The sequence below is a fragment of the Sanguibacter sp. 25GB23B1 genome (assembly GCF_040012415.1).
GTDB lineage: Bacteria > Actinomycetota > Actinomycetes > Actinomycetales > Cellulomonadaceae > Sanguibacter.
Genome location: NZ_JBDYKL010000048.1, coordinates 1 through 24,381 on the forward strand (window position 1 = coordinate 1; position 24,381 = coordinate 24,381).

The window sequence follows — 24,381 nt, forward strand, 5'->3', positions numbered from 1 at the left end:
CGCCCCCCCCCCCCCCCCCCCCCCCCCCCCCCCCCCCACCACCGTGCACACGGGACCGACGGTACGAGGATGAGCACCATGAAGCCGACACCTGGCACCGCACACCCTGCGCCGGGCGACCAGCACGCACCGCTCCGTCCCATCGAGCGCCAGCAGCCGACCGAACCGCCGACGCAGGGCCAGATGACCGTGCGGCGCGCCGAAGAGATCCTCCGGGAGTGGTCCGTCGAGGAAGTCCCACCCCTCGAGCACGTCGGGTTCTGGCGAGCACCGTTCGCGGCGCGCACCTGGCGCGAGCTCGGGTACCTCACGATCGTCCTCGTCCTGTCTCCGTTCATGTTCGCGTACGTCGTCGTCGCCATCTCGCTCTCGGCAGCGCTGCTCTTCACGATCGTCGGCTGGATGTTCGTCCTCGGGGTCATGGTCATCGGAGCCCGCGGACCGGGCGGCGTCTCGCGCGGTCTCGCGCGCGGGACGCTGCGCGCCCGGATCGCCACACCGCGACCCTTCCGACGACAGCAGGGCTTCTGGCCGGGCGTGCGCGCGATGCTCTCGGACGGACCGGGCTGGCGGGCGCTCGCCCACATGACCCTCGAGCTCCCGCTGACCGTCGCGTCCTTCGTCGTCAGCTGGACCTTCCTCGCCACGTCCCTCGGTGCCATGACCCACTGGTTCTGGGCCCGCTACCTCCCCGCGCAGGCCGGGTCCGACGGCCGGATGCACCGCGGCATGCAGCTCGGCACGGACTTCTTCGTCGACACGCCACCACGGTTCGCGGCGCTCGCGGTCGTCGGTCTGCTCTTCCTCTTCGTGTGGGCCGCGGTCAACCAGGGGCTCGCGCACGTCCACCGTCTCCTCGCGCAGAGCCTCCTCGGGCTGACGAAGGCGAGCGCCCGCGTCATCGCGCTCGAGCACGCCCGCGGTCACGCGGTCGAGGACGCGGACGCGACGCTGCGTCGCATCGAGCGAGACCTGCACGACGGGACCCAGGCACGGCTCGTCGCGGTGGCCATGCAGCTCGGCGAGGCACGGGACTACCTGCGCGACGGGGACCACCCGTCGGAGGTCCAGGGCCTCATCGAGTCGGCGCACGCGACGGCGAAGGACGCGCTCGTCGAGCTCCGCGAGATCGCCCGGGGCATCCACCCGCCGGCCCTCGAGAACGGGCTCGCCGTGGCCCTCGAGACGCTCGCTGCGCGCAGCCCGCTGCCCACGGTGGTCGAGGTGGACCTCCCAGTCGACCCGCGCCGCCGCCCGGCGAAGGTCATCGAGACGATCACCTACTTCTGCGTCAGCGAGCTCCTCACCAACGCGATCAAGTACGCGCGAGCGAGCGGCATGCACGTCCTCGTCGAGGAGATCGACGGTGCGCTGCGCCTGAGGGTGCGCGACGACGGTGTGGGCGGAGCCGTCGTGCTCGTGCCGGACGCCGAGGGCCACCACAGCGGCCTGGCCGGTCTGTCGGAGCGCGTGCGTTCCGTCGACGGTACGTTCACCCTCTCCAGCCCGCCGGGCGGCCCGACGGTCGTCACCGTCAGCCTTCCGCTCCACATGTCCTGAAAGGCCTCCCGTGCGCATCCTCATCGCCGAAGACTCCGCCATCCTCCGTGACGGTCTCGTGGCGCTCCTCACCCGTCGGGGACACGAGGTCGTCGGGGCCGTCGGCGACGGCACCCAGCTCGTCTCCGCGATCGCCGACCTGCCGGCAGGAGGCCGCCCGGACGTCGTCGTCATCGACATCAGGATGCCGCCGACGTTCACGGACGAAGGCTTGCGCGCTGCCCTGGAGATCCGGGCGACCGACCGCTCCCAAGGCGTCCTGCTGTTCTCCCAGTACGTCGAGACGCGGTTCGCCACCCAGCTGCTCACGGGGGACGCCCGGGGGGTGGGGTATCTGCTCAAGGACCGCGTGGCCGACGTCTCGGACTTCATCGACGCGCTCGAACGGATCGCGGCCGGTCACACGGTCCTCGACCCCGAGGTCGTCACCCAGCTCATGAGCTCGCCGCACCCCGACGACGGCATCGCCCGGCTCACGCCGCGCGAGCGAGAGGTGCTCGAGATCATGGCCGAAGGACGATCGAACACGGCGATCGCCGAGCAGCTCGTGCTCTCCTACGGGGCGGTCGAGAAGAACGTCTCGTCGATCTTCTCCAAGCTCGACCTGCCGGTGGACGCCGGGGACCACCGACGCGTGCTCGCGGTCCTCAAGCTCCTCCAGGCGTGAGGCCGCCGGCCACGGCGTCCAGCACCTTCTCGTCGCCCGCGTAGATGCCGTCGGCGCGGGGCCAGTGGACGACGACGTCGGTGAAGCCGAGCTCCTCGGCGCGCCCCACCTGGTCCCAGAAGCGGTCGACCGACGTCAGCGAGTACTCCTGGGAGTCGAGGTTGAGGTATCGCGGGGTGCTCGCGGGGCGGCCCGCCTCGGCGAGCGCGTCGGTGTAGCGCGCGGACAACCGGGCGACCGAACCCCACCAGTCCTCCAGGGTCTCCTGCCCTTCGGCGCCCGTCGTCACCCAACCGTCCCCGCGGCGGACCGACACCGACATCGCACGCGGCGCGTTCGCTGCGACGAGGAACGGCACGCGCGGCTGCTGGACGCAGCCGGGGATCGTCCGCGCCTCGTCGGCGCTGAAGTACGTGCCCTCCCGCGAGGTCACGGGCTGGGTGAGCAGCTCGTCGAGCAGCGTGACGAACTCGTCGAGCCGCTCGACCCGCTGACCGGGGGTGAGCGGTTGCTGGCCGAGGACGGACGCGTCGAAGCCCAGGCCGCCGGCACCGACCCCGAGGAGCATCCGGCCCGCGCTCATGTCGTCCAGCGTCATGAGCTCCTTCGCGAACGGGACGGGGTGCCGGAAGTTCGGCGACGCGACCCAGGTCCCCAGACCGATCGTGCTCGTCACGAGCGCGGCACCAGCGAGCGTGGGCACGGTCGCGAACCACGGCTCGTCGGCGAGCGTTCGCCACGCGAGATGGTCGTAGGTCCAGGCGTGGTCGAACCCGTACTCCTCCGCCCGGCGCCACAGGGCAGAGGCCTGTGCCCATCGGGGCTGGGGCAGGATGACGATGCCGATGCGCACGGTGGTGTCCTTCTCAGGTGGTCGGGTCGGGGATGGAGTAGGGGAGTCGCTGGACCGTCTCGGCCTGCTCTGCGGCGAGCGCCTGGGCGCGACGGGCGAGGCGCCACTCGCGGTCGCGGCGCTCGTGCAGCACGGCCATGAGAAAGGCCTCGGGGTGGGTCCCCGTGGGCGGTGACGGTGCGACGTAGCGCTCGACCTGCGCGGCGAGCTCGCCACCGACGCGGGCTCGCGAGGCCGGGTGCAGCTTCTGCGTCCGGGCGAGGAACTGCCGGCACGCGAGCGCGAGACCGTCCGGGAGCCGTCGCATGTCGGAGCTCGCGGCCCAGCCGGCCAGTTGCGGCGGCATGAAGACGGGGGCGACCCGGACACGGCCGCCGCGGATGCGGATGGCGTAGGTTCCCGCGAGCATGTCGCCGATGCGCTTGCCGCGGGTGTTCGTCAGCGACGCGATGAGCGCGACCGAGCCGAGCGAGAACCACAGCTCGCCGACCCCGACGAGCGACCGGATGAACGCGTGCCGCAGCCGCACCGGCCCGCCGTCGTCGCGCACGACGCGGATCCCGGTCGCGAGCTTGCCGAGGGAGCGGCCGCGCGACAGCGTCTCGACCGTCGTCGGCACGACGACCATGACGGTGACGAGCGTCGCGATCTGCAGCGCCGGTGTGAACCCTCCGTCGGCGAGCTCGAGAGCCCCGGTCGTGACCCAGAGCAGGCCGAGGAGGACGCCCACCTGGACGATGACGTCGAGCAGGGCGCCGAGCATGCGGGTGGCGAAGGACGCCGGTCGCGCGTCGAGCACGACGCCTTCACCGATGACGATGCCGTCGTCCATCGTCGGTCTCCTCCTCGCGCGGCCACAGCGGGTCGGTGGCGTTCTATGGCAGGGTATCGTCCGTGGACCTCGACGCCTTCTCCGACGTGCACGCGGCGCAGTGGGCGCGCCTCGACGCCCTCAGCCGACGCCGCAGGCTCAGCGGCGCGGAGTCCGACGAGATGATCCGCCTCTACCAGGCGGTCGCGACGCACCTGTCGATGATCCGGTCGAGCGCCCCCGACCCCGTGCTCGTCTCCCGGCTGTCCGAGACGCTCAACCGTGCCCGCACCATCATCGCCGGCGCGCACGAGCCCGCATGGCGGGACCTGCGGCGCTTCGTCGTCGTCTCGCTCCCGGCCGCGCTCTACCGGTTGCGATGGTGGACGCACGCCGTCACCCTCGCGTGCGTGCTCATCGCAGTCGTCGCAGGCGTCTGGGTAGCCACGACCGACAGCGGTCTCGCCGCCGTCGGGACACCGAGCTACCGCGAGGAGTACGTCGACTCCGCCTTCGCGTCCTACTACGACCCGGGCGCGGACTTCGCCGCGGTGGTGTGGACCAACAACGCGTGGATCGCCGCGCAGTGCATCGCCTTCGGTATCACCGGGGTGTGGCCCGTGCTCGTCATGGTGCAGAACGCGGTCCTCGTCGGTGCGACCGGCGGCATGATGGCCGCGTACGGCGAGCTCGACGTGTTCCTCCAGCTCATCCTGCCGCACGGCCTCATGGAGCTCACAGCGATCTTCGTGGCGTGCGCAGCGGGGCTCAAGCTCTTCTGGACGCTCGTCGAGCCCGGTCCGCGGCCGCGCTCACGAGCAGTCGCAGAGGAGGGGCGGTCGTTGTTCACGGTCGCGATCGGCCTCACGGCGGTCCTCGGCGTGTCCGGCCTCGTCGAGGGCTTCGTCACCGGCTCCACGCTGCCGTGGTGGCTGAAGATCGTCATCGGCGCGTGCGTGCTCTCCGCGTTCTGGACCTACGTGCTCGTCCTCGGCCGTCGGGCGGCCCGCGACGGGGAGACCGGGGACCTCGACGCCGACCTCGCCGGTCACGTCCAGCCCGTCGCCGCCTGACCGGTCCGCCGGTCGCACCAGCGAGGTGATCAGGCGATGACGACGCGGTGCTCCGAGGCAGGGTCGGCCACGAGGCCGAGCAGCCGCACTCCCTCCGCCTCCGCCTCAGCACGCTGCGCGGTGCTCAGCCGCGCGTCGAGCAGGTGGACCTCGAGGGTCGCGGAGCCGGGAGCCGTGCGGACGGCCCAGCGACCGACGACAGCCCCGTCGACGAGGACGCTCGCGTGGACGATGCCGTTGGCGGTGAACATCGCACGTCGGCGCTCCTCGGTGATGACGCGCTCCCTGCGGGCGTGGCCGAGGAGCAGGTTGTCCCACTCGGGGAGGAACCGGACGGGCGCGCACTCGTCGGCCGCAGGGCGCGGACCGTCCAGGACGTCGAGGTGCTCGCGACCGTCAGGACCGGTGAACGCGACGAGGAGCGGGCGGATCGACGCGACGACGCGTCCGAGACCGGTCAGTCCGCTCCAGCGCTGGACGTCCGCCACGGTGGCCGGGCCGAACGCGGCGAGGTAGCGCAGCACGAGCGTCGCTAGGGCAGCCTGACGCTCGGCCGGGTCGTCGAGCACGGGGACGTCCCGGCCCAGCCAGCTCTCGGCCGTCGTCCATCGCGTGCCCGTCCCTGGTCCCCGCGCGCGCCACAGTCCGCGTGGCGGCACCTGGACGAGGGGGAGCAGGCCGCGGACCCCGTGCGCCAGGGACGCGGGCGGGACGCCGGGCCATCGGCGTGCGAGGACCTCCCCGAGGTCGGCGGGGGAGAGGGGCCCGTCCGCCAGCGCGGCGCGACCCGCGGCGGCGAGCTCGCTGCTGTCCAGCGGGGCGAGATGCTTGCCGTGCTGGGTGTTCGACCGGAGCTGTGCGGCGAAGAGCGGTGCCAGCAGGGCGTGGAGGACGAGCGCGTCCTCCGCCGCCACGAGGTGGATCGTGCCGCGCAGGAGAGCGAGGCGCACGACGCGACGCTCCAGGAGCAACGAGCCGAGCGTCTGCGGGTCGAATCCGCGCAACCGTGTCCACAACCCCACGTAGGGAGGATCCGGCGCCTGGGACTGCAGCCCGACGAGGTGCGTGATCACGCGCAGGACGTCCGTGCCCGGGTCCACGGCCGGCTCGGCAGGCGCGAGCAGGTGCTGACGGGCGAGCAGCGCCCGGCCGAGCTCGCGCTCCGTGCAGCCGGGCGGGGCGCCCTCCGCGGTCATCGTGCGGCGCCGTGGGGCGGGTCAGCCGAGGAGGAACGCGATCGCCGGGGCAGCCGCGACGAGCACCATCGCAGCCACCACGAAGATGGCGATGTGCCGGTTGCGGCGCGCGCGTCGGTTCGAACCGTCGGGGGAGAGTCGCATTACAGCCTTCCTGCGGCCTTGAGGGCCAGGTACGTGTCGGCGAGCCGCGGCGCCAGGTCGTCGGGCAGCGCCGAGACCACGTCGACACCGCGACGGTTGAGGACCATTGTCGCTGCAAGACGCTCGAGCTCGCCACGCTCGGCGGCGGCCGCGTCGAAGATCTCCGCCGCGCTGCCACGACCCGCGCGCAGCGCCGCGACGTCGGGGTCGGCCACCGACGCGAGGACCACGGTGTGCACGGAGGTCAGCTGCTCGACCACGGGCAGCAGGCCTGTCTCCACCGCCGAGGGGTCGAGCGTCGAGAGCAGGACGACGAGAGAGCGCTGGGACAGGCGCTCGCGGACGACGCCGACGAGACCCGGCCAGTCCGTCTCGACGAGCACGGGCTGAAGGATCGCGGTCGCGTCGGCGAGGGCGGGCAGGAGCCGTGGCCCGGCCGCGCCGACGACGCGCGAGCGCACGGTCCGGTCGAACGCGACGAGCTCGACCCGGTCACCCGCCTTCGACGCGAGCGCGCCGAGCAGCAGCGCCGCCTCGATGCTCGCATCGAGGCGAGGCTGGTCACCGACCCGCGCGGCCGAGGTGCGTGCGGTGTCGAGCACGATGAGCACCCGGCGGTCGCGTTCGGGGCGCCACGTCCGGACCACGAGGTCGGTGCTCCGGGCGGACGCGCGCCAGTCGATCGAGCGCACGTCGTCCCCGAGCACGTACTCGCGCAGGGAGTCGAACTCGGTGCCCTCGCCGCGCACCTGGACGGCGGCTCGCCCGTCCATCTCGCGCAGCCGGGCGAGCCGGCTCGGGAGGTGCTTGCGCGACGCGAACTCGGGCAGGACGCGCAGACGTCCCGGGAGCGGCACCGAGAGCTGTCGACCCGCGACACCGAGCGGCCCGAGTGCCCGCAGGGTCACGTCGCCGGCCTGGCGGTCGCCGCGACGGCTCGGGACGAGCCGGGTGGTGAGGCGGACCGACTCCCCGGGCGGCACGTGCAGCGGGTGCCGGTTCTCGTCCGCGCCCGCCGACGGCGGCCAGGCGTCGCGCGCGATCCCGCGCATCGTGCGCGTCGACGTGTTCGTGGCGACGACCACGGAGGTGGTCGACTCCGTCAGCCGGACCGCCCGTGCCACGGTGCGCTCCAGCGCGACCGCCCGCGGCGAGGCCGCGAGTGCCGCGTCCACGGCGCAGACGAGAAGCACGACGAGGGACCACAGGAGGACCACCCCCACGCTTCCGGTGAGGATGACCGGGACGATGCCGAGGGCGGTGAGCGCGGCTGCGCGCCACGTGAGGACCATGACCAGGACCCGCCGGGTCAGCGGGGGACGGGGACGGACGCGAGCACCGCTGCGAGCACGCTCTCGGCGGTGACGCCCTCGAGCTCGGCCTCGGGCCGGAGCTGGACGCGGTGGCGCAGGGTCGGGTGCGCGAGCGCCTTGACGTCGTCCGGCGTGACGAAGGACCGGCCGCACAGCCACGCCCACGCACGGGACGTGGCGAGGAGGGCCGTCGCACCGCGGGGCGAGACCCCGAGGGACAGCGAGGGGGAGTGGCGGGTCGCGCGGCAGATGTCGACGACGTAGCCGAGCACCTCGGGCGCGACGCGGACGCCTGCGACCTCGGCCCGGGCCCGCTCGAGCTCGTCGGCCGTCGTCGTCGCGCGCACGCCGGCGGCGGCGAGGTTGCGGGGGTCGAAGCCTGCGGCGTGCCGCGCGAGGATCTCGACCTCGTCGTGACGCTCGGGGAGCGGGAGGAGGACCTTGAGGAGGAAGCGGTCGAGCTGGGCCTCGGGCAGGGGGTACGTGCCCTCGTACTCGACGGGGTTCTGCGTCGCGATGACGAGGAACGGGTCCGGCAGCGGTCGGGCCGTGCCGTCGACGCTCACCTGACGCTCCTCCATCGCCTCGAGGAGCGACGCCTGCGTCTTGGGGGGCGTGCGGTTGATCTCGTCCGCCAGGAGCAGGTTGGTGAACACCGGCCCTTCGCGGAAGCTGAACTCCGCGGTGCGGGCGTCATAGACGAGGGAACCGGTGATGTCTCCCGGCATGAGGTCCGGGGTGAACTGGACGCGCTTGGTGTCGAGGGCGAGGGAGGCGGCGAGCGTGCGCACCAGGAGCGTCTTCGCAACACCGGGCACGCCCTCGAGGAGCACATGACCGCGGCACAGGAGCGCGATGAGCAGGCTCGTCACGGCGGCCTCCTGACCGACGACGGCCTTGGCGACCTCGTCGCGCACGCCGGCCAGCGCGGCACGCAGCGCCGGGTCCGGGCCGTGGCCGGCGTCGGACGCCGCCCTGTGGTCGGGTGCGGGTACGGGCTTCCAGAGGTCGGGCGCCGACGAGGCGTCGTCGGTCGGGCGGGGGACTCCAGGGGTGCTCACGCGCGGTGAACCTCGCTCTCCAGCTGGTCGAGCTCGATGGCCAGGCGCGCCAGGTCGGCGTCGTCGGCAGGGGGTGGTCCGTAGAGCAGGCCGGCGACCTGCGCAGAAGGCCGGTGGGTGGCACGGGTGATGGCGTCGATGACGGTCGGTGCGCCGGCTGAGCGAGGGACGCCCAGACGCGTCGCCATGCGGTGCGCGGCGCCGGCTCGCAGCGCGGCGGCGGCATGGCCCCAGGCCCGTGCTCGGCGGTACAGCCTGCCGCGACCGAGGGCCGTCTCCGACGACGGAACGGTCACGGGCAGGTCCTCGGCCACGAGCGGTCCGAGCCGTCGACCCCGCCAGAGCGCGCACACGAGCGCGATCACGGCGAGCTGTGCGAGGAGCGCACCTGCCCACGGCGGGAGGAGGTCGCCGATCCCGCCGCCCTCGAGCGCGGCGACCGGACGCTCGGGGATCAGCCAGACGAGCCGCTCCTCGTGACCGAGCATCCGCAGGCCGATCGCAGCGTTGCCCTCGGTGGTGATCTGCTCGTTCGTCAGCGGGCCGGCGTCGTCGAGAGCCCGGACGACGGGTGCGGTGACCTCGCTCCCGGCCGTGGTACCTGCGCCGTCCGTGCTGGTGGGGACCACCTGGGACGGGAACACGGCGTAGTGGCTCGCACCGGCCTCGCTCGTGAAGCACAGGACCGCTCCTCCGGACGTGCTCGGCGCGTCGTCCGGCTCGGCCGCGGCCTCGAAGCCGGTGCCCAGGCTCGTGATGCTCCCGGCCGCGCGCGCGTCCGGGTCTGTGCAGCGCGCCACGGTCGGTGCCGGGTCGGGAGACCGCCGGGCGTGCGTGACCTCGGCGGTCGCCGCCGCGAGGAGCGCGTCACCGGGGGCGACGAGAGCGATCGTCGCTCCCGTCTCGAGGAGCGACCGCGCGACGTCGTCCGTCATGCCGTAGTCGTTCGCGACGAGGAGCGTGGTGCCCGGGCCGGCGGCGCCGATCGCCTCGGCGACCGAGGTCGTCGAGGTGACGTCGACGCCCTGGTCCTCGAGCACCTGCGCGAGCGCCTGACCACCGTCGGGCTCGGGGCTGTCCGGCGCGAAGCGGACAGCGGACCGCTCCGGGGTGAGGAGAGCCGTCACGGCCACGGAGAGCAGGAGCGCGAGCACGCCGGCGATCGGCCAGCGCCAGGACTGCAGGCGTGCTCGCACGACGCCGGCAGCCGTCGTGGGTGCGGCCGCGGCAGGCCTGGTCGACGCTCCGGCGGTCGTCACGGTGGTGGTCTGGGTAGTCGTCACGACGTGAGGACCCTCCGGTCGGCGACCGGCGCGGGGCGTTCCGCGCGCAGAGCGCTCTCGAGATCGGCCACGGACGCGTAGGACCGGGCGTCGGCGGTCGTCTTGCCATAGAAGAGAGAGTCGAAGACCGCTGCCGCGTCACGGAGCGGGACGGTGTGGTCGGGGAACCGTGGCGTCAGCTCCACGGCGGCCTCGTGGGCGGTGCGGCCCGGTCGGGGCTCGAGCAGGACGCGCTCCTCCGAGCGCCGCACGAGGGCGCGGAACGCGTCGAGGGTCGCGGTGGTGAAGTCGCCTCGGGCGGCGGACGCGGCGGCACCGGCCGCGAGCTGCTCGGCCGTCCGGACGTCGTCGGCGAGCACGGCCGGACCCGAGCGGGCGCGACGCGACGCACGCACCGGACCTGCCACCGCGAGGGCGACAGCAGCGGCGGCCAGGACCGCGGCCACGACGACGACGGCGCTCCACACCCCGGGCAGGCCGACCACCGAGACGCCGTCGAGGAGGCTGAGGAGCCACTCGAGGAAGCGCTCGAGGAGCGAGGGGCCGTCATGGTAGACGGGGTTCGTCAGCTCGTCCGTGAGCCACTGACGCGCAGTGTCGGCATCCGGGTCGACGGGCAGTGCAGCGCCGACCATCAGGCCTCGTCGGCCGCTGCCGCGAGCTCGACGTCGAGACCCTCGCGACGCATCCGCACGTCGATGTAGAGCAGGGCGATCACCGAGGAGAGGAACGCGGTGGTGATCGTGTAGGCGACGATCTGCGCCAGGGTCATGATGGCGACGCCACCGGGCTCGATCATGTACCCGCTCGGGAAGAGCAGCTGCGCGATGATCGTCGCGGGGACGAGGACGAGCTGGGCGACCGTCCCGGTGATGATGTTCGAGAGCAGGTAGATGCCGAAGAGACGCCAGAACGACCGGCGGCTGAGCAGCCAGCCGCGACGGACCGCCTTCCCCAGGCCCTGACCTTCGAGGACGTAGGCGGCCGACGTGAGCATGAAGCGCACGGAGAGCCACACCGCAGCCACGACGATGATGACCATGACCACGAGCGTGACGAGGCCGACGACACCGGCACCCGCCACCTGGGCGACGAGGTAGACACCGACGAGGAGGACCGCCGCCAGCAGCGCGATCGCGACGGACGGCATGAGGGCGATCGCGATGAGCCCGACGACCTTGGTGCGAACCTGCGCCCACAGGTCGCCCGTGGTGAACGGCTTGTCGATGACCGACCGGCTGATCGCGACGATGAGCAGCCCGGTCGCGACGATCGAGGCGATCGAGACGGCCAGCGTCACGAGGAACGACGTCGAGAGCTGGCTGCCCAGCGAGTCGAGGCCGGCCTCGCCCGTGGGGTCGATGTCCCCGACGAGGTCGCCGAGCCACCGGTTGGCCGCCGGTGCGGTGAGGTACCCGATGACCGTGGCGATGATCGTCGCGACGGCGATGACGAGGGCGACCACGCCGAGCATGACCTTCGGGTTCCGACGGATCGCTCCGAACGCCCCGTCGTAGATCTCTCCGAGGCCCAGCGGGCGCAGCGGGATGATGCCGGGACGGGCCGCGAGAGGGCGGTACCCGGGTCCGCCGAAGCCCTGCGGGCTGCCGTAGGGGGAACCGCCGTACTGCTGTCCGCCGTACTGCTGTCCGCTGTACTGCTGTCCGCCGTACTGCTGGCTACCGAACTGCTGACCGGGCTGCTGCTGACCGGGCTGCGGGTACGGCGGCAGACCGCCGTCCGGCGCGACCGGGGTCGTGGGCCCGTACTGCCCGTACCGCGGCAGAGCGGAAGCCTGGGGTGCGGCGGGCTGCTGCGGGTAGCCGACCGACTCGCTCGGCTGCCCCCATCCCGTGCCTGCATCCTTCGCGGGTGGACCCGGCTCGTGCTGTGGCGCAGTGTCCGGCGTCCCGGTGCCGCTCGGCGGCGCGAAGGGCGCGGGCGTGGGTTCGGGGCGGTCCTCGGGCGACGTCATCGGTGTCTCGACCTCTAGCTCTGTCTGGGTGGCGTCCGTGATCGGGTGAGGGCGGGCGAAACGGCTCCCACCCGCTCATCGTGCCATGTCGGGGAACAGGTCGGCGGCGTGAAGTGGCAAGATGACGCCATGAAGTCACGTGTGCTGGTGGTTGACGACGACACTGCGCTGGCCGAGATGATCGGGATCGTGCTCAAGACGGAGGGGTTCGACCCGGTGTTCTGCGCGGACGGGGACTCCGCGATCGGTGTGTTCCGCAGCTCGGCGCCCGACGTCGTCCTGCTCGACCTCATGCTGCCCGGGAAGGACGGCACCGAGGTGTGCCGGCAGATCCGTGCCGAGTCCGGTGTGCCCATCATCATGCTCACCGCCAAGAGCGACACGGTCGACGTGGTGCTCGGCCTCGAGTCGGGCGCGGACGACTACATCTCGAAGCCGTTCAAGCCCAAGGAGCTCGTCGCCCGGATCCGGGCCAGGCTGCGCCGCACCGACGAGCCGGCACCGGAGCGGCTGGCCATCGGTGACCTCGAGATCGACGTCACCGGGCACCGTGTCATGCGCGGCGGTGCGACGATCCCCCTGACGCCGCTCGAGTTCGACCTTCTCGTGGCTCTCGCGCGCAAGCCCTGGCAGGTGTTCTCCCGCGAGGTCCTCCTCGAGAAGGTGTGGGGCTACCGCCACGCGGCGGACACCCGCCTGGTGAACGTCCACGTCCAACGGCTGCGGTCGAAGATCGAGCACGACCCCGAGGTGCCCGAGATCGTCCTCACCGTGCGCGGGGTCGGGTACAAGGCTGGTGCCGCACAGACATGAGCAGCAGGGCTCGACGGCTCGTCCGGAGGCTCCGTCGCCTCGGGTTGCGGCTGCGCCGCCGGGCCGGGCGCCTCGCTGCGGCATGGCGCTCCTCGATGCAGCTGCGGGTCATCTCGACCGCGCTGGTCATCGGCCTCGCCGCTGTGGCGCTCCTCAGCGCCTTCCTCGCGAGCACCATCCGGGACGGCCTCTTCGAGCAGCGCATCGACCAGGTGCTCGCGGAGAGCACCCGGTCGACCGTCCAGGCCCAGGCGACCTTCAACTCCGCGACGGCGACGAGCACCGCCCAGGTGCAGCAGCTCCTCAACGACATGATTCCTGCGCTCCAGGTCTCCGGGCCCGGCGGCCGGGACGTGTTCCTCCTGCGCTCGCGGTCCAACAGCATCTCCTCGTCGGTCCTCGAGCCCAACACGGCGCCGCAGCTGCGCGGGCTCATCTCCGACGACCTGCGCAGCTCGACGGCCGAGGCCGACGGGCAGCGCTGGCAGCCTGTCGCGATCCCGGTGGGGGCCGGCTCGGTCCCCGGCGTCATGGTCGGCTCGACGGTCGAGGTGCCGGCCTCCGGGACGTTCGAGCTCTACTACCTGTACTCGCTGCAGTCCGAGGAGGAGACGCTCGCGTTCATGCAGCAGGTCCTCGGGACCGCGGGGCTGGTGCTCGTGGCGTTCCTGGGTGTCATCACGTGGATGGTCACGCGTCAGGCCGTCGCGCCCGTGCAGCGCGCTGCCGAGGTCGCCGAGCGGCTGGCGGACGGTCACCTGGACGAGCGTCTCGTGGTGCGCGGGGAGGACGAGATGGCGACGCTCGCGCGGTCCTTCAACGAGATGGCCGAGAGCCTGCAGGACCAGATCCAGCGCCTCGACGAGCTCTCGACGGTGCAGCGCCGCTTCGTGTCCGACGTCTCGCACGAGCTGCGGACGCCGTTGACGACCGTGCGGATGGCGAGCGAGATGATCTACGAGGGGCGCGAGGACTTCGAGCCCGTGGTCAAGCGGTCGGCCGAGCTGCTCGTCAACCAGCTCGACCGCTTCGAGGACCTGCTGGCGGACCTTCTCGAGATCAGCCGCTTCGACGCGGGGGCGGCCGTCCTCGACGCGGAGTCCCGCGACCTGCGCGACGTCGTGAACTCGGCGATCGACCAGGCGATGCCGCTCGCCGAGCGCAAGGGGGTCTGGCTCACCGGTGAGTTCGACGACGGCTCGGCCTCTGCCGACATCGACCCGCGCCGGGTCGAGCGCGTGGTCCGCAACCTGCTCGTCAACGCGATCGAGCATGCGGAGGGCGGGCCCGTGGAGGTGCGGGTGGCCGTGAACCCGATGGCCGTCGCCGTCCGCGTGCGTGATCACGGGGTCGGCCTCGCGCGCGACGAGGTGGGCCATGTCTTCGACCGGTTCTGGCGAGCGGACCCGGCGCGGGCGAGGACGTCCGGCGGCACAGGTCTCGGTCTCGCGATCTCGCTCGAGGACGCGCTCCTGCACGGAGGGTGGCTCGAAGCGTGGGGCCGCCCGGGCATGGGCGCGTCGTTCCGGCTGACCCTTCCCCGCCGCGCGGGGATCGTGCTGACGACGTCGCCGATCGACCTCGTCCCGCAGCGTGCCGCGGACGAGGTCGTGCCGGGTGCCGCGCGGCACGACGAGAACGGTCCGTCGTCCCTGCCGGCCGTCCACGATCTCGCCTCGGCGCACCCTCTGACCGGTGAGATCCCCGCGCAGGGAGAGCATGGAAACCAGGTGGAGGTCCGGTGAGCGTCACGGTGTCCAGGACGACGACGCGCGTGCGCAGGGCGGTCGCGGTCGCCCTCGCGGCGGCCCTCGCGGCCGGCTGCGCGCAGATCCCGACGTCGGGTCCCGTCCAGCGTGGTGACGTGACGGTCACGGAGCCCGGACCGATCTTCCTGCAGGCGTACGGGCCGGCGCTCGACGCGAGCCCCCAGGACATCGTGCAGGGCTTCCTCTATGCGCAGGCGGCCGGCCTCAACGACGACTGGGTCACCGCTCGCGAGTACCTCGCGCCCGCGGCTGCCGCGACGTGGGAGCCGGGCACGAGCACGGTCGTGTACTCCGGCGAGACGGACCTGGCTCAGGTCGCCGGCCCGGACCCTGATGCGGAGGTCGTCGAACCGGCACCGAGCGTCGAGGGGGAGACCCCGGGCACGGACGCTCCTGTCGAGGACGCCGGGCCGGCCGTCGTCCAGGGGCGCATCTCGGTCGTCGCGACGCTCGACGGAGCGGGACGGTTCACCGAGGCTCCCACCGACGCGTCCGAGAACCTCACGTTCTCCCTCGAGCAGGGGGCGGACGAGCAGTGGCGGATCACGGGTGTCGAGGACGTCTCGTACGTCTCGGTGCCGAACTTCTCGTCGGTGTACCGCGCCACCACCCTGTACTTCCCCACGCTCGACGGCGCGTACCTCGTCCCGGAGGTGCGGTGGTACTCGAAGAGCAACACGGCGACCTACGCGATCAACGGTCTGCTCGCCGGCCCGTCGGAGTGGTTGCGCGACGCCGTTCGGACGGTCGCGCCCGACGGCACCCGGCTGGTGCTCGATGCCGTGACGGTCGACGACGGAGGGGTCGCCCGGGTCGATCTCACCAGGGACGTGCTGGCGACCGACGCGGACGACCGGGCGATGCTCCAGGCGCAGCTCGACGCCGTGCTCCTGCGCGTCCCGCAGGTGCGCTCGGTCGAGATCCTCGTGAACTCGGTGCCTCTGACCATCGCGGAGACCGCGGCACCGGTCCGTGACCCGATCCCGGCGGCGTCGCCCTGGGTGCTCGTCGGCGACGTCCTGAGCCGGGTCCAGGGGCGAGCCGTGGATCCCGTGCCCGGGGTCGCTCCGCTCACCGGTCTCGACCCGACCGCGCTGGCCCTCGACGCGTCCGGCGAGTCCGGTGTGGTGCGCTCGGGGCGCTCGTCGATCCGCACGCTCCCGACCACGGCGGACCCGTCGGTCACGCTGCTCACCGGCACGAACCTCGTCGAGCCGTCGATCGACCGGTTCGGCTGGGTGTGGACGGGCGAGGAGCAGCCGGGCGCGAGCCTGCAGGCCGTCTCGCAGGGTGGCACCCAGGTCGAGGTCACGGTCGACTGGCTCGCCGGGCGCACCGTCGAGTCCGTGCGGGTCGCGCACGAGGGTGCGCGGGTGGTGGTCGTCTCGAGCGTGGCGGGCGCGACGTACATCGATCTCGCGGCTGTCGTCCGGGACGACTCGGGCGTGCCCCAGCGGCTCTCGGACTCGGTGACGATCGGTGCGGGCGTGCAGGACGCGAGCCAGGTGGTCTGGGTCGACGAGTCGACCGTCGCGGTGCTCGCCGCCGGGGCGTCCGACGGGGTCTCGGCGGTCAACGTCGTCCCGCTCGCCGGACGGACCGAGACGTTGTCGGGCGCAGACGCCGCGACGAGCATCGCTGCAGGGCGCGGGCTGCGCTCGATCTACGTCGCGACCGACGCCGGCGACCTCCTCAGCAGGGCCTCGACGGGTGCGACCTGGTCGACGATCGCGTCGGGGGTCAGGCTCCCGACCTTCCCCGGCTGAGGGAGACGGCCGCGTCGTCGAGGAGCAGCGCGATCGGCACGCTGACGCCGAGGACGAGCCGGCTCACCGACTGCCGCGGTCGGGTGCCGGTGGACGTCCGAGCGCGAGCGGCGGTGGGCGCCATCGGGCCGCGTCGTCGAAGCCGCGCAGCGACAGTGCTGCGGGTGTGCACCGGACGGCGGCGTCTCTCACGGTGGTGAGCGCCCGGGACCGGGTGCGGGTGGCGTAGCCGATGAGCCGGGACTGGCGGGAGAGCCGGGCCGCTCGGGGTCCGCGCGCTGCGGTGTACCCGTCGGGTGCGGAGGTCACCGGGGAGCCCGCGACGATCGCTGTCAGCGTGACGGCGTCCTCGAGGGCGAGGCAGGCGCCCTGCCCGAGGTTCGGTTCCATCCCGTGCGCGGCGTCGCCGAGCAGGACCACCCGACCGGTCGTGAGCCGTCGCACGGGCGGCTCGAGCGAGAGGACGTCGTGCCGGAGGAGGTCTTCCGACGAGAGCCGGTCCAGCAGCTCTGGGATCGGGGAGTGCCACCCGCCGAAGCGTCGACGCAGCTCGGCGAGCTCGGTCGCGGGGTCGAGCGCGAGCGTCCTGGCGGTGGCGGCCGCTGTCCCGTAGACGTAGGTGCGGTCACCGGCGAGGGGCACGATGCCGAAGCGTTCCCCGCGACCCCAGGTCTCGGTCGCGGACCCGCCGAGATCGAGGCCGGTGGTGCCCACGAGGGCGCGCCAGGTGGTGTAGCCGCGGTACCCGGCGACGGGGTGCTCCGGCCAGAGCGAACGGCGGACGGCGGAGCCGATCCCGTCCGCCGCGACGACGAGGTCTGCCACGAGCGTGTCGCTGCCGCACACCACCTCCGCGGGAGCGTGCTCGTCGCCCGGCCGTACTGCGGTGACTGTCGTGCCCAGGCGCAGGACGCCCTCGGGCAGTGCCCGGGCGAGGACGTCGACGAGCTCGGGACGTGCGACGGCGACGAGACCCCGGCCGTGCCGGCGGGTGATCTGACGGCTGTCCGTCTGTGACAGCCGAAGGCCGGACGGCCGGCGCAGCCCTGTCCCGCCGAGCGCGCGACCCACCCGGTGCACGGAGTCGTCCAGGCCCAGCGCACCCAGCGCTGCGACCCCGTTCGGCCAGAGGACGAGCCCCGTGCCGACCGGCTCGAGGGCCGGCGCGCGCTCGCAGACGACCACCCGCCACCCCGTGCGCGCGAGCCCGACCGCTGCAGCGAGCCCTCCGATGCCGCCGCCGACGACGACGGCTCGACGACCTGCTCGCTCTCCATCCACACAGCCGACACTACAGATGTAGAGACAGACGAGGCAACTCTACGTCGGTAGAGTCTGGTGCATGGCCCCCGACGACCTCCCGCACCCACCGTCGAGCGACCGTCGCACCGTGGTTGCGGACGCGGCGCTCGCGGTCCTCACGCTGGCCGGGTCGCGCGGACTCACGCACCGCGCGGTCGACGCGCAGGCAAGCCTCCCCGCCGGGTCCACGTCGTACTACTACCGGTCGCGCGTCGCCCTGCTGACCGCGTGCGTCCGACGGCTCGTGCAGATGGACCACGTCGATCTCGACGTGATGACACCGCTCGTCGCGGCACGCGACGCCACAGCCCTTGCGGACGCGCTGGCGGGGGTACTCGGCCGGTGGCTCACGGTGGACCGCGCTCGGCACCTCGCGCGCTACGAGCTCTCGCTCGAGGCAGCCCGCCGACCGGAGCTCGGCGCCGAGCTGCACCGTGGCGGTGTCGAGATCCGCAGCCGGATCGCCGAGGTCCTCCGCGGCCTCGGTGCTCGCGAGCCTGGCCGCCAGGCCGCTCTGCTCGTGGCGTGCGTCGACGGGATACTCTTCGACTCCGTCGCCGGTGCCAATGCTGCGACCGCCGTGGACCAGTCCCGAGTCCGGGCCGCTGCCCACGACCTGGTCCGCGCTGTCCTGCCGGGCGTCACCGACTGACTGTCATCGGCTGCCCGCGGCGCACGATGTGTCCCACAGGGTCGGCCTGCGCTGAAGCCGTCCAGAGCTGAGCCCTGGACGGCCATCCAGGACCCCGAGCGGGCGGAGGCTCGGCGCATGACGTCCATCCTTCTCCGAGGACTCCACGACATCGCTCGTCTCGCCGTGCCCCTGTCGTGCGCCGGGTGCGGGACCGTCGACGTCGCGGTGTGCCCGGCGTGCTCGGCGCGGCTCGCGGAACCACCGCGCCGGGTCGAGCACGCGGCTCCACGCCTGGACCGCATGACGGGCACCGCGCCGTGGCCGGTCTGGGCGCTCACGGCATACACGGGGGAGGTGCGTGATCTCGTCGTCGCCTGGAAGGACCGCGGTCGCACCGACCTCGACGGCCGGCTCCGCGCCGCCATGGGTCGTCTGGCCCGGACCGCGGACGACGAGCTCCTCCGTAGCCGGCCCCGAGGGCCGCTCCTGGTCGTCCCCGTCCCCTCGACCGCGTCCGCTCGGCGGCGTCGTGGACGCGAGCCGGTCATGGAGCTCGCACGTGCCGTCACGAGCGTCCTCGGCCATGCGGTGCGGTCCTCGTCCGACGACGTGCGGCTGCTGCGCGTGCTCGAGCACCGCCCGCGGTTGCGCGCCGGCGCGCTCGACCAGGTGGGGCTCGGGTCGAGGGCCCGCGGAGGGAACCTCGCGGGGGTCGTGCGCGTCAGACCCCGCGCACCCGCGCTGCGCGGGGTCGCCTGCGTCCTCGTCGACGACGTGCTCACCACCGGCGCGACGCTGGTGGAGTGCGAACGAGCGCTCGTCGCCGCAGGTGGGACGGTCGTCGCGGGTCTCGTCCTCGCAGCCACGCCAGGACCAACTTCATACCCTCCGGGGGCCCCGCCGATGACGATCCGGTGACGGAACGGGGTTAGCCTGTACCCAGATCTCGACAGCGTTGGGAGGTGGTATCAGTCCGGGCACCCGTGAGGGCGCCGCACAGCTGATCATCGGGCGCGCAAGCGCCCCCACTCCCTTGGAGGCTCGCATGGAGATCGTTGTCGTCGGTAGGCACACTGAGGTAGCCGATCGTTTTCGCCGACACGTCGAGGACAAGCTCGCGAAGATCGAGCAGCTCGCACCGAGCGCACAGCGCGTCGATGTCGAGGTCACTCACGAGAACAACCCCCGCCAGTCAGGTGTTCGCGAGAGGGTCGAGCTGACCGTCCGCGACAAGGGACCAGTGATTCGGGCAGAAGCCGCAGCGGACGACAGGTTCGGCGCTCTCGACCTCGCCATGACCAAGCTCTCCGAACGGCTCCGCCGCGCGAACGACCGCCGGAAGAACCGCTTCCGCAACCCGACGCCCGAGGACACCGCCGACGTCCGGCCGTTCGTCCCGACCCCGGCGCCGGCGCCTGAGACGCCGAAGGCTCCGACCGATCCCGGCGACACGGTCGAGATCCAGCTCGGGGACTCCCCGGTCGTCATCCGGCAGAAGCTCCACAGCGCGAACCCCATGACGATCGACGACGCGCTCTACGAGATGGAGATGGTCGGGCACGACTTCTTCCTCTTCATCGACGTCGAGACCGCGCGCCCCTCGGTGGCCTACCGTCGCCGCGGATGGACCTACGGTGTGATCGCGCTCGACGCAGCGTGCGGAGCGGGAACCCCGGCCGCCACGGCCGAGTGACGCCGGAGCGGTCGCGGCACGCCCCGACCGCTCTCGAGCAGACGCCCTGGGAGACCATCCCCTTCGAGCCGACGGCGCAGGACCACCGGTCCTGCGCCGTCGGCGTGCCTGCGGCGGTGCTCGTGTCGGTGGCGGACGGCACGATGGTCCGATGACCTCAGAGCGGACCATGACACTCGCCCAGGCGCGCCGCACGGCGCTCGCTGCGCAGGGCCTCGCCTCGGCCCGCCCGGTCGCTCCGCAGGCCCGGAGCGGCGACCTCGCGCCCCGGGTGACGATGGCCGGGCTGCAGCGTGTCGTCGACCGGCTCGGGCTCCTCCAGATCGACTCGGTCAACGTCCTCGCACGAGCCCACCTCATGCCGCTGTTCTCCCGGCTCGGCCCGTACGACACCGCACTGCTCGACCGTGCCACGAGTCGCGCACCCCGGCGGCTCGTCGAGTACTGGGGCCACGAGGCCTCGTACCTCCCGCCGTCGACCTACCGACTGCTCGAGTGGCGCCAGCGCAGGTACCGCACCGAAGCGTGGGGCTCGATCAGCGGCGCCGAGGTCGACCACAGTGCCGAGGTCCGTGAGATCCGGGCCATCGTGCGTGAGCGTGGCCCCGTGACGGCCGCCGAGGTCGAGCGGCTCCTCACGTCCCAGCACGCACGGGAGAGCACGGCGTGGGGGTGGAACTGGAGCGTCGCCAAGCGTGCGCTGGAGTTCCTCTTCTTCACCGGCGAGGTCACTGCGGCGAGCCGGAACAACGCCTTCGAGCGTCGGTACGACCTCACCGAGCGGGTGCTGCCGCGCGCGGTCCTCGACGCACCGGCGGTCGACGAGGACGACGCGGTGCGGGCTCTCGTCGAGATCGGGGCACGCGCGCACGGGGTCGGGACCGCGCGATGCTTCGCCGACTACTTCCGTCTGCGGGGGCCTGCCCCGCGCCGTGCGCTCCTCGAGCTCGTCGAGGACGGCACCCTCCTTCCCGTCCAGGTCCGCGGCTGGGACCGGCCGACGTTCGTCCACCGCGACGCCCGCACGCCACGCCGGGCCGCGGCGCAGACGCTGCTCAGCCCCTTCGACCCGCTCGTCTTCGAACGCCGACGTCTCGCGGAGCTCTTCGGCACCCACTACCGCATCGAGATCTATGTCCCGGCGCACAAGCGGGTGCACGGCTACTACGTGCTCCCGTTCCTCGAGGGGGACCAGATCACCGCGCGCGTCGATCTCAAGGCCGACCGGCGCGAGGGCACGCTGCGGGTGATGTCTGCGCACAGGGACGACACCTCGACAGCGCTCACTCCTGCCGCGCTCGCGGCCGAGCTCGTGGCGATGGCCGAGTGGCTCGGGATGGGCGGGATCAGCGTCGAGCCCGCGGGTGATCTCGCGGCGGACCTGCAGCGGGAGGTCGCGCGAGCGGGCTGAGCCCACGTCCGCGATGAGCGAACGAAACGTCGACGACGTGACTCAGACCACCTCCCCTCGCCTACGATGGACAGTTGTATGCCGTCTGAGCCGATCGGCCCGGACGTCACAGAGCCCAACACTCGAACCGGGAGCACTGCGTGGCTGCGATCCTCGAGAAGGTCCTTCGCTTCGGCGAGGGCCGGATCATCAAGAAGTTGTCCGGACTGGCCAAGCAGGTCAACGCGCTCGAAGACAGCTTCGAGGCGCTCACCGACGAGGAGCTCCGCGAGGAGACCGACCGGCTGAAGGAACGCGTCGCCAACGGTGCGACGCTCGACGAGCTGCTCCCCGAGGCGTTCGCGACCGTGCGCGAGGCGGCCCGACGCACCCTCGGTCAGCGCCACTTCGACGTCCAGCTCATGGGCGGCGCCGCCCTCCACCTCGGCAACATCGCCGAGATGAAGACGGGTGAGGGCAAGACGCTCGTCGCGACGCTCCCGGCCTACCTCAACGCGCTCTCGGGCGACGGCGTGCACGTCGTCACGGTCAACGACTACCTCGCGCAGTACCAGAGCGAGCTCATGGGCCGTGTGTTCCGCTTCCTCGGCATGAGCACCGGGTGCATCCTCTCCGGCCAGACTCCGGCAGAGCGCCGGGAGCAGTACGCCAAGGACATCACCTACGGGACGAACAACGAGTTCGGTTTCGACTACCTGCGCGACAACATGGCCTGGTCCACGGACGACCTCGTCCAGCGCGGACACAACTTCGCGATCGTCGACGAGGTCGACTCGATCCTCATCGACGAGGCGCGCACGCCGCTCATCATCTCCGGCCCGGCCGCGGGCGACACGAACAAGTGGTACGCCGAGTTCGCCCGCGTCGCCCGCCGCCTGACGGTCGACGAGGACTACGAGGTCGACGAGAAGAAGCGCACCGTCGGGGTGCTCGAGCCCGGGATCGCGAAGGTCGAGGACTACCTCGGCATCGACAACCTCTACGAGTCGCTCAACACGCCGCTCATCGGCTTCCTCAACAACGCGATCCGCGCCAAGGAGCTCTTCAAGCGGGACAAGGACTACGTCGTCCTCAAGGGCGAGGTCCTCATCGTCGACGAGCACACGGGCCGCATCCTCGCCGGGCGCCGCTACAACGAGGGCATGCACCAGGCCATCGAGGCGAAAGAGGGCGTCGCCATCAAGGCGGAGAACCAGACCCTCGCCACGATCACCCTCCAGAACTACTTCCGTCTGTACAGCAAGCTCGGCGGCATGACGGGTACCGCGGACACCGAGGCGGCGGAGTTCCAGGGGACCTACCAGCTCGGCGTCGTGCCCATCCCGACCAACCGGGACATGCAGCGCATCGACCAGGCGGACCTCGTCTACAAGAACGAGGACGGCAAGTTCAACGCGGTCGTCGAGGACATCGTCGAGCGGCATGCGAAGGGCCAGCCGGTCCTCGTCGGCACCACGAGCGTCGAGAAGTCCGAGCTCCTCTCGTCCAAGCTCAAGAAGCACGGTGTGCCGCACGAGGTCCTCAACGCGAAGCAGCACGCCCGCGAGGCCCCGATCATCGCCCAGGCCGGTCGCAAGGGGGCCGTCACGGTCGCGACGAACATGGCCGGCCGAGGCACCGACATCATGCTCGGTGGCAACGCCGAGTTCATGGCCGTCGCCGCGATGGCCGAGCGCGGGCTCGACGCGGTCGAGTCGCCCGAAGAGTACGAGGCTGCCTGGCCCGCCGCGGTGGAGGCCGCGAAGAAGGCGGTCGAGGACGAGCACAACGAGGTCACCGATCTCGGTGGGCTCTACGTCCTCGGCACGGAGCGTCACGAGTCGCGCCGGATCGACAACCAGCTCCGTGGTCGCTCCGGCCGACAGGGCGACCCTGGGGAGTCGCGGTTCTACCTGTCGATGCAGGACGACCTCATGCGCCTGTTCGGCTCCGGCCTGGCCGAGTCGATGATGCAGCGGGCCGGCTTCCCCGACGACATGCCGCTCGAGTCGAAGATCGTCACGCGCGGCATCGCGAGCGCGCAGGGCCAGGTCGAGGGCCGCAACTTCGAGATCCGCAAGAACGTCCTCAAGTACGACGACGTCCTCTCCCGCCAGCGCACGGTCATCTACGACGAGCGCCGCAGGGTCCTGGACGGCGAGGACATGCGCGAGCAGGTCCAGCACTTCATCACCGACGTGCTCACGGCGTACGTCGAGGGTGCCACGAGCTCCGGCCATCCGGACAGCTGGGACCTCGACGCCCTGTGGACGGCGCTCAAGGCCGTCTACCCCGTCTCCATCACGGTCGACGAGGTCGTCGACCAGGCCGACGGTCGCGACGGCCTCACGCACGACCTCATCCTCGAGGAGGTCCTCTCCGACGCCCGCCACGCCTACGAGGCGCGCGAGACCGAGCTGGGCGAGGCGAGCATGCGTCAGCTCGAGCGTCGCGTGGTGCTCTCCGTGCTCGACCGCAAGTGGCGCGAGCACCTCTACGAGATGGACTACCTCAAGGAGGGCATCGGCCTGCGTGCGATGGCCCAGCGCGACCCGCTCATCGAGTACCAGCGCGAGGGCTTCATGCTCTTCCAGGCGATGACCGAGGCCATCAAGGAGGAGTCCGTCGGCTTCCTCTACAACCTCGAGGTCAAGGTCCAGCCGGCGGCTCCGGTTGTCAGCGCGGCCGGGGCGGCCGCGGCTGCAGGCTCGGGTGCGGCGCAGGCGCTCGGCGCTGGTGGGGCGGCCGCCGCAGAGCCTGTCCTCGTGGCGAAGGGTCTTGACGGCCCCGACCGCGCGATCCCGCTGAGCTACACCGCCCCGAGCGAGGACGGTGTCGGACCGGTGACGGCGACGCCCGGAGCAACGGCGGGCGACGGCGAGACTGCGGCGCCCGAGGCGGTCAACCGCGAGGCGCGCCGCCGGGCAGCGAAGCAGACGAAGAAGAGCTGAGTCTCGGCGCAGCGCTGGACGACAGCGCGGCACGAAGCAGCACGGACACGGAGCGGGCGAGCTGGGTCAGCGGCCGGATGCCGCGGAGCGACTCGATCGCCGCGTGGGCGACCGCGCAGCACAGCGC

At 72.3% G+C, this 24,381-nt stretch carries 21 protein-coding genes; 11 read left to right on the forward strand and 10 right to left on the reverse strand.

The genetic code is table 11. The features are described 5' to 3' along the window. Positions 1–78 precede the first annotated feature (78 nt). Together ABKW26_RS18775 and ABKW26_RS18780 are read left to right on the forward strand one after the other, a co-directional pair. Positions 79–1,560, forward strand: a complete 1,482-nt coding sequence (locus tag ABKW26_RS18775; protein ID WP_348595605.1) for a sensor histidine kinase — start codon at positions 79–81, stop codon at positions 1,558–1,560. 10 nt (positions 1,561–1,570) lie between these two features. Further along, positions 1,571–2,227: a response regulator transcription factor gene (locus ABKW26_RS18780; protein ID WP_348595606.1), complete on the forward strand. Its 657-nt coding sequence runs from the start codon at positions 1,571–1,573 to the stop codon at positions 2,225–2,227. Here ABKW26_RS18780 and ABKW26_RS18785 read toward each other — a convergent pair. Together ABKW26_RS18785 and ABKW26_RS18790 are read right to left on the reverse strand one after the other, a co-directional pair. Further along, entirely contained in the window at positions 2,208–3,080 is an 873-nt protein-coding gene (locus tag ABKW26_RS18785; protein ID WP_348595607.1) for an LLM class flavin-dependent oxidoreductase, read from the reverse strand. The two genes, ABKW26_RS18780 and ABKW26_RS18785, sit on opposite strands and share 20 nt — an antisense overlap. Positions 3,081–3,093: 13 nt before the next feature. Then, a complete protein-coding gene (locus ABKW26_RS18790; RefSeq protein ID WP_348595608.1) occupies positions 3,094–3,912 on the reverse strand; it encodes an RDD family protein in 819 nt (272 codons plus the stop codon). A gap of 62 nt (positions 3,913–3,974) precedes the next feature. Here ABKW26_RS18790 and ABKW26_RS18795 point away from each other — a divergent pair, with 62 nt between their 5' ends. Further along, positions 3,975–4,964: a stage II sporulation protein M gene (locus ABKW26_RS18795; RefSeq protein WP_348595609.1), complete on the forward strand. Its 990-nt coding sequence runs from the start codon at positions 3,975–3,977 to the stop codon at positions 4,962–4,964. A 29-nt stretch (positions 4,965–4,993) separates the two neighbouring features. On the opposite strand, the gene ABKW26_RS18800 is transcribed toward ABKW26_RS18795, so the two are convergent. From ABKW26_RS18800 to ABKW26_RS18830, 7 genes are read right to left on the reverse strand one after another with little or no spacing between them, the layout of a single operon-like run. Further along, a complete protein-coding gene (locus ABKW26_RS18800; RefSeq protein ID WP_348595610.1) occupies positions 4,994–6,160 on the reverse strand; it encodes a winged helix DNA-binding domain-containing protein in 1,167 nt (388 codons plus the stop codon). A 21-nt stretch (positions 6,161–6,181) separates the two neighbouring features. Further along, positions 6,182–6,304, reverse strand: coding sequence for a hypothetical protein (locus ABKW26_RS18805; RefSeq protein WP_348595611.1), 123 nt, complete (start codon positions 6,302–6,304; stop codon positions 6,182–6,184). Then, a complete protein-coding gene (locus ABKW26_RS18810) occupies positions 6,304–7,596 on the reverse strand; it encodes a DUF58 domain-containing protein (protein ID WP_348595612.1) in 1,293 nt (430 codons plus the stop codon). Before ABKW26_RS18810 ends, ABKW26_RS18805 begins: the two co-directional genes overlap by 1 nt. Positions 7,597–7,613: 17 nt before the next feature. Continuing rightward, entirely contained in the window at positions 7,614–8,678 is a 1,065-nt protein-coding gene (locus ABKW26_RS18815) for a MoxR family ATPase (RefSeq protein WP_348595613.1), read from the reverse strand. Next, positions 8,675–9,961, reverse strand: a complete 1,287-nt coding sequence (locus tag ABKW26_RS18820) for a DUF4350 domain-containing protein (RefSeq protein ID WP_348595614.1) — start codon at positions 9,959–9,961, stop codon at positions 8,675–8,677. The genes ABKW26_RS18815 and ABKW26_RS18820 overlap by 4 nt, the downstream gene beginning before the upstream one ends. Further along, positions 9,958–10,596 (reverse strand): DUF4129 domain-containing protein, encoded by a 639-nt coding sequence (locus ABKW26_RS18825; RefSeq protein ID WP_348595615.1) that lies wholly within the window; start codon positions 10,594–10,596, stop codon positions 9,958–9,960. The genes ABKW26_RS18820 and ABKW26_RS18825 overlap by 4 nt, the downstream gene beginning before the upstream one ends. Then, on the reverse strand, positions 10,596–11,936 hold the full coding sequence (locus ABKW26_RS18830) for a glycerophosphoryl diester phosphodiesterase membrane domain-containing protein (RefSeq protein ID WP_348595616.1): 1,341 nt from the start codon (positions 11,934–11,936) through the stop codon (positions 10,596–10,598). The genes ABKW26_RS18825 and ABKW26_RS18830 overlap by 1 nt, the downstream gene beginning before the upstream one ends. 129 nt (positions 11,937–12,065) lie before the next feature. On the opposite strand from ABKW26_RS18830, the gene mtrA reads away from it, so the two are divergent. The 3 genes from mtrA to ABKW26_RS18845 are packed head-to-tail and all read left to right on the forward strand — an operon-like array spanning position 12,066 to position 16,284. Then, complete coding sequence (gene mtrA / locus ABKW26_RS18835) at positions 12,066–12,749, forward strand: MtrAB system response regulator MtrA (protein WP_348595617.1); 684 nt, start codon at positions 12,066–12,068, stop codon at positions 12,747–12,749. Then, positions 12,746–14,494 carry an MtrAB system histidine kinase MtrB gene (gene mtrB / locus ABKW26_RS18840; protein WP_348595618.1) on the forward strand — a complete coding sequence of 583 codons (1,749 nt, stop codon included), beginning with the start codon at positions 12,746–12,748 and terminating at the stop codon, positions 14,492–14,494. The genes mtrA and mtrB overlap by 4 nt, the downstream gene beginning before the upstream one ends. Then, positions 14,491–16,284 (forward strand): LpqB family beta-propeller domain-containing protein, encoded by a 1,794-nt coding sequence (locus ABKW26_RS18845; RefSeq protein ID WP_348595619.1) that lies wholly within the window; start codon positions 14,491–14,493, stop codon positions 16,282–16,284. Before mtrB ends, ABKW26_RS18845 begins: the two co-directional genes overlap by 4 nt. Positions 16,285–16,347: 63 nt before the next feature. Here ABKW26_RS18845 and ABKW26_RS18850 read toward each other — a convergent pair whose 3' ends face one another. Further along, entirely contained in the window at positions 16,348–17,565 is a 1,218-nt protein-coding gene (locus ABKW26_RS18850; RefSeq protein WP_348595620.1) for an FAD-dependent monooxygenase, read from the reverse strand. A 61-nt stretch (positions 17,566–17,626) separates the two neighbouring features. Between ABKW26_RS18850 and ABKW26_RS18855 the strand changes: the two genes are divergently transcribed. From ABKW26_RS18855 to secA, 5 genes are all read left to right on the forward strand, one after another. Continuing rightward, positions 17,627–18,238 (forward strand): TetR family transcriptional regulator, encoded by a 612-nt coding sequence (locus tag ABKW26_RS18855; protein ID WP_348595621.1) that lies wholly within the window; start codon positions 17,627–17,629, stop codon positions 18,236–18,238. 117 nt (positions 18,239–18,355) lie between these two features. Next, positions 18,356–19,138, forward strand: coding sequence for a ComF family protein (locus ABKW26_RS18860; protein ID WP_348595622.1), 783 nt, complete (start codon positions 18,356–18,358; stop codon positions 19,136–19,138). Positions 19,139–19,265: 127 nt separating this feature from the next. Next, positions 19,266–19,913 carry a ribosome-associated translation inhibitor RaiA gene (raiA, locus tag ABKW26_RS18865; RefSeq protein ID WP_348595623.1) on the forward strand — a complete coding sequence of 216 codons (648 nt, stop codon included), beginning with the start codon at positions 19,266–19,268 and terminating at the stop codon, positions 19,911–19,913. Between the two features lie 151 nt (positions 19,914–20,064). Next, a complete protein-coding gene (locus tag ABKW26_RS18870) occupies positions 20,065–21,324 on the forward strand; it encodes a crosslink repair DNA glycosylase YcaQ family protein (protein WP_348595624.1) in 1,260 nt (419 codons plus the stop codon). Between the two features lie 140 nt (positions 21,325–21,464). Next, positions 21,465–24,254, forward strand: a complete 2,790-nt coding sequence (gene secA / locus ABKW26_RS18875) for a preprotein translocase subunit SecA (RefSeq protein WP_348595625.1) — start codon at positions 21,465–21,467, stop codon at positions 24,252–24,254. The last annotated feature ends 127 nt before the right edge of the window (positions 24,255–24,381 follow it).

Bases quoted from the DNA above. Each gene is read 5' to 3' on its own strand.
- ABKW26_RS18775 (WP_348595605.1), top strand. From the start codon at position 79: ATGAAGCCGACACCTGGCACCGCACACCCTGCGCCGGGCGACCAGCAC.
- ABKW26_RS18790 (WP_348595608.1), bottom strand. From the start codon at position 3,912: ATGGACGACGGCATCGTCATCGGTGAAGGCGTCGTGCTCGACGCGCGA.
- ABKW26_RS18800 (WP_348595610.1), bottom strand. From the start codon at position 6,160: ATGACCGCGGAGGGCGCCCCGCCCGGCTGCACGGAGCGCGAGCTCGGC.
- ABKW26_RS18805 (WP_348595611.1), bottom strand. From the start codon at position 6,304: ATGCGACTCTCCCCCGACGGTTCGAACCGACGCGCGCGCCGCAACCGG.
- ABKW26_RS18810 (WP_348595612.1), bottom strand. From the start codon at position 7,596: ATGGTCCTCACGTGGCGCGCAGCCGCGCTCACCGCCCTCGGCATCGTC.
- ABKW26_RS18825 (WP_348595615.1), bottom strand. From the start codon at position 10,596: ATGGTCGGCGCTGCACTGCCCGTCGACCCGGATGCCGACACTGCGCGT.
- ABKW26_RS18830 (WP_348595616.1), bottom strand. From the start codon at position 11,936: ATGACGTCGCCCGAGGACCGCCCCGAACCCACGCCCGCGCCCTTCGCG.
- mtrA (WP_348595617.1), top strand. From the start codon at position 12,066: ATGAAGTCACGTGTGCTGGTGGTTGACGACGACACTGCGCTGGCCGAG.
- mtrB (WP_348595618.1), top strand. From the start codon at position 12,746: ATGAGCAGCAGGGCTCGACGGCTCGTCCGGAGGCTCCGTCGCCTCGGG.
- ABKW26_RS18855 (WP_348595621.1), top strand. From the start codon at position 17,627: ATGGCCCCCGACGACCTCCCGCACCCACCGTCGAGCGACCGTCGCACC.
- ABKW26_RS18860 (WP_348595622.1), top strand. From the start codon at position 18,356: ATGACGTCCATCCTTCTCCGAGGACTCCACGACATCGCTCGTCTCGCC.
- raiA (WP_348595623.1), top strand. From the start codon at position 19,266: ATGGAGATCGTTGTCGTCGGTAGGCACACTGAGGTAGCCGATCGTTTT.
- ABKW26_RS18870 (WP_348595624.1), top strand. From the start codon at position 20,065: ATGACCTCAGAGCGGACCATGACACTCGCCCAGGCGCGCCGCACGGCG.